We start from the raw sequence: 3883 nt of genomic DNA, 5'->3' as shown, positions 1-3883 counted from the left end.
AACGCCACCGCTGGCGCCGGCGCCCGTGGCGCTACCGGGCAAGCCGGGCGATTCGACCGCGCCGGACAAGCCGCGCTTCGACTTCTACAAAATCCTGCCCGGCAATGCCGAAGCGATTCCTGATCCCATAGACGGTCAAACCCGGCCAAAGGATGCCCAGGCGGCGAGCACTCAGCCGACAGACGGCAAGCCCCTGCCAGCCAAACCCGTCGAGGTCAAGCCGGCGGACGAGACCAGTGGGGGCCGGGACCCTGCGGCAACTCTCAAGCAACCGATCTACCTGCAGGCCGGCTCCTTCCAGAGTGTCGCCGACGCTGACAACCAGAAAGCTCGGCTCGCGTTAATGGGTGTCGAGGCGCGGATTCAGCAGGTGATGCTGCAGGACAAGGTCTGGTACCGCGTTCGTCTCGGGCCGTACCTGAAGATGGAAGATGTCAGCGTCCTGCGCGCCGAACTGGCCAAGCAAGGGGTCGACGCCAGAGTGGTCAAAAAGGACTAAGTCATTCAACATTCGAGGAGAAAGACAATGCATGGACGTATGAGCAGATGGATCGGACTGATCACCCTGGCCTTCTTGGCGGCGGCGCTGCCGGCCCGGGCCGAACTGACCATCGGCCGTGATTACGTGGCCATCGTCCCGGCGCAGGCCACCGATAACCCGGCCAAGATCGAGGTGCTCGAGTTTTTCTCCTACGGTTGTCCGCATTGCAGTGACTTTCACCCGACCGTCAGCAAGTGGTCGGCGGCATTGCCGAGCGACGTGGTTTTCAAGCGCGTGCCGATCTCCTTCGCACGTCCGCAGTGGGCCAGCCTGTCGCAGCTGTACTACGCGCTGGAAGCCACCGGCGATCTGGCCAAGCTTGATGGCGCCGTCTTCCAGGCCCTGCATCAGCAGGGCAGCAAGCTCTACGACGACAAGAGCATCATTGCCTGGGTCACCGCGCAAGGCGTGGACAGCAAGAAGTTCACCGATGCCTATAATTCATTCGGCGTCGTCAGCAAAGCCAAACGCGCCGACCAGCTCGCCCACAGCTACAAGATCCAGGGTGTGCCGGCACTGGCCGTCGACGGCAAGTATCTGATGACCGGCAAGGAGATCAAGGGTTACGGCGACCTTATCGTGCTCACCGACCAGATGATCGACAAGGCGCGTAGCGATCGCAACAAGAAGTAAGCGGGCTGACGCGAAGCAGGCGCGTCGATCAACCATGATGCCGCACGCCTGCAGGCGTGCGCAGCGCCACCCTGCCCACGCCGCGTCCGGAGCCTGAGTGCAGCCCGTCCGAAAGGTCTTCATCACGGGCGCCTCATCGGGCATCGGGCAGGCCCTGGCCGAGCACTACGCTACACAGGGCGCACTGCTCGGGCTGAGCGCGCGGCGAGCCGAGCCTTTACAGAAACTGGCAGCACGCTGGCCAGGACAGGTCAGCTGCTACGCGCTCGACGTAACCGACGCGGCGGCCTTGCGGGCGGCCAGTGAAGACTTCATTTCGCGCTTCGGCGTCCCCGATATCGTCATCGCCAATGCCGGCATTTCAGTCGGCACGCTGACCGAACACGCCGAAGACCTCGATGCCATCCGCCGGGTCATGGACACCAATTTCTTCGGCATGGCGGCGACCTTCTCGCCGTTCATCGGCGCCATGCGCCTGGGCGGTCGAGGTCGGCTGGTCGGCATCGCGTCGGTGGCCGGCATACGCGGCTTACCCGGTTCGGAGGCGTACAGTGCTTCGAAGGCCGCGGTGATCAGTTATCTCGAAAGTCTGCGTGTCGAACTGCGCGGATCGGGCGTCAAGGTGATCACCATTTGTCCCGGCTACATCCGAACGCCGATGACGGCGGTCAATCCTTTCCCGATGCCTTTTCTGATCTCGGCCGACGAGGCTGCACCGCGCTTCGCGCGAGCAATCGAGCGCAACAGAAGCTACGCCGTCATTCCCTGGCAAATGGGAATCGTCGCCCGCCTCCTGCGCCTGCTACCGAATGCCGTCTATGACCGCCTGCTGGCCGCCGCACCACGCAAACCAAGGCGAGAGCTCCCCCGATAGACGCCGGACACGACGGACTCCGCGGCTGGTGAGCTCGTGGCGCACCGAGAGCACGAACGCCGTCCAGAGCAAGAACTCTTCCGTCAATCATCCTCCTCCAGCACGGTGATCGGCAGCAGCGCCACGTAGTCCTCAATCGTGCCACCGGCCAGGCAGCATTCGATGATCTTGCGGCCCACGGGATTGAGGTCGGCTTCGAGAAACCGGGTCAATTCCTGGTGGAAAAACTCGCTCAGCTGCTTGGCGCCGATGTCATAGGCCGCGTTGCCGACCTCCGGCTTTTTTTCGACCCGTAACAGGATGACGGGAATGGTCTGTCCCTCGACCACCACGCTGTTCATCGCGAAGCCGAGCAACGGGCAGCGCGAGGGAGCGACCTGCCCTTGCGAGAAACGCGCGCCACCGCGGCGAGCGAGATACTCGCGGGCGATCCATTGCGGCATGAAGCCGGTCTCCCACGCAGCGACGTGCTGATTCGGGCACAGGATGTACTTCATGCGCGGCGTGGCGACAATCTGATCGAGCAGCAAGTTGGCCTGGTCTACCATGCGGCCGGTCGCGAACGGCCAGTACGAACCCACACCTTCCGAGCCTCGACCGTTTGCTCGCCAGCTACTTGGTCGAGGCCAGTGGCGGATTGTCGCCGTGGATGATGCTGTCGCTGCTGATCCTGATCACCTCGATCACCACCGAGTTCATCAGTAACAACGCGGTGGTTGTCTTGTCCGCCGCGATCGTGATCGGTATTGCCGAGCATCTCGGGATCGATCCGCGGCCCTTCGTCGTCGGCGTGATGTTTGCCGCCAGCGCAAGTTTCGCCACGCCGATCGGTTACCAGACCAACACCCTGGTCTATAGCGCCGGCAACTACCGTTTCACCGACTTCACCCGCCTCGGTATTCCGCTCAACCTGTTGCTGTGCATCAGTACCAGCGTATTGATACCGCTGTTCTGGCCTCTGGCGCCGTTGTCAGGCCAGCGCTCGGCGGGTGGCAACGGCGGCGGCGGCGCGGCACATTTTCACGGCACCGAAAGGGGGATAATGGCCGTCACGGGAGCCTTGCCGTTGACTCTCCCGCTGCGCCCGGAGCGACCCCGCACTGGGCCTTCTCCGGCTGCCGGAGGCGAAGACGATGAAAGTTGACGTGTTCCTCAGTTATGCCGAAGAAGATCGCCCACTGGCGGCGCAGCTAGCGGCGCTGCTCGAGGGGCACGGCTGGTCGCTGTGGTGGGATCGCAAGATCCCGCCGGGCAAGACCTGGCGGCAGACGATCGAGGAGGCGATCGGCAGCATGGACTGCATGGTCGTGCTGTGGTCAGCGCATTCGATCGAAAGTCCCTGGGTGCAGGAAGAAGCGGAGGAGGGCCTGGCGCGGGGACGCCTGCTACCGGTACTGATCGATGATGTTCGCCCACCGATGGGTTTTCGCAGCATCCAGGCCTGTGATCTGCGCCAGCGGCCCGGCGAACTGGCATCGGCGCCCGGTTACGAAGTGCTGCTGGCCGCGATCGAAGCGCGCGTCGGCGCCAGCGCGAGCGGACCGGCTACGGACAGCGCCGGGCCTTTACCGCGAAACCCATCAGCACTGCCGACACAGCCGGCGCCGAGCGATCGCAAGTCCGGCCGGCGCGGCGCCTGGTTGGTGGGCGCTGCAGCCACCGTTGTCGCGGCAGGCCTGGTGTACCTCGCCCTGCCCAAACCGTCGTTGCGCGAGCCGGTGGTACCGGCAAGCCAGTCGACAGCGGCCGGCGAAAGTGCCGCAGCGGAACCTGCCACTGCCAGCGGGACGCCGTCGACCACCGGGGGGAGCAGCAGCTCGACCGATGGCGACGCA

At 64.3% G+C, this 3883-nt stretch carries 5 protein-coding genes and 1 pseudogene; 5 read left to right on the top strand and 1 reads right to left on the bottom strand.

Translation table 11 applies throughout. The features are described 5' to 3' along the window. The 3 genes from RUW20_RS15235 to RUW20_RS15225 form a co-directional block, all read left to right on the top strand. A partial coding sequence (locus RUW20_RS15235) for an SPOR domain-containing protein (protein ID WP_313953078.1) occupies positions 1 to 499 on the top strand: 499 nt, incomplete at its 5' end. A 39-nt stretch (positions 500 to 538) separates the two neighbouring features. After that, positions 539 to 1174: a thiol:disulfide interchange protein DsbA/DsbL gene (locus RUW20_RS15230; protein WP_313953077.1), complete on the top strand. Its 636-nt coding sequence runs from the start codon at positions 539 to 541 to the stop codon at positions 1172 to 1174. 97 nt (positions 1175 to 1271) lie between these two features. Then, on the top strand, positions 1272 to 2048 hold the full coding sequence (locus tag RUW20_RS15225; protein WP_313953076.1) for an SDR family oxidoreductase: 777 nt from the start codon (positions 1272 to 1274) through the stop codon (positions 2046 to 2048). Positions 2049 to 2131: 83 nt separating this feature from the next. Here RUW20_RS15225 and RUW20_RS15220 read toward each other — a convergent pair whose 3' ends face one another. Further along, positions 2132 to 2629, bottom strand: coding sequence for a DUF4914 family protein (locus RUW20_RS15220; RefSeq protein WP_313953075.1), 498 nt, complete (start codon positions 2627 to 2629; stop codon positions 2132 to 2134). A 23-nt stretch (positions 2630 to 2652) separates the two neighbouring features. Here RUW20_RS15220 and RUW20_RS15215 point away from each other — a divergent pair. Both RUW20_RS15215 and RUW20_RS15210 read left to right on the top strand, forming a co-directional pair. Then, positions 2653 to 3018 (top strand): annotated as a pseudogene (locus RUW20_RS15215) (SLC13 family permease); the annotation flags it as partial. A gap of 163 nt (positions 3019 to 3181) precedes the next feature. Further along, a partial coding sequence (locus RUW20_RS15210; protein ID WP_313953074.1) for a toll/interleukin-1 receptor domain-containing protein occupies positions 3182 to 3883 on the top strand: 702 nt, incomplete at its 3' end.

Origin of the sequence: Accumulibacter sp., assembly GCF_032229525.1 — a bacterium.
Taxonomy (GTDB): Bacteria; Pseudomonadota; Gammaproteobacteria; order Burkholderiales; family Rhodocyclaceae; genus Accumulibacter.
Note: the sequence above shows the minus strand (reverse complement) of the source record. Positions and strands in the feature narration are given on the sequence as shown.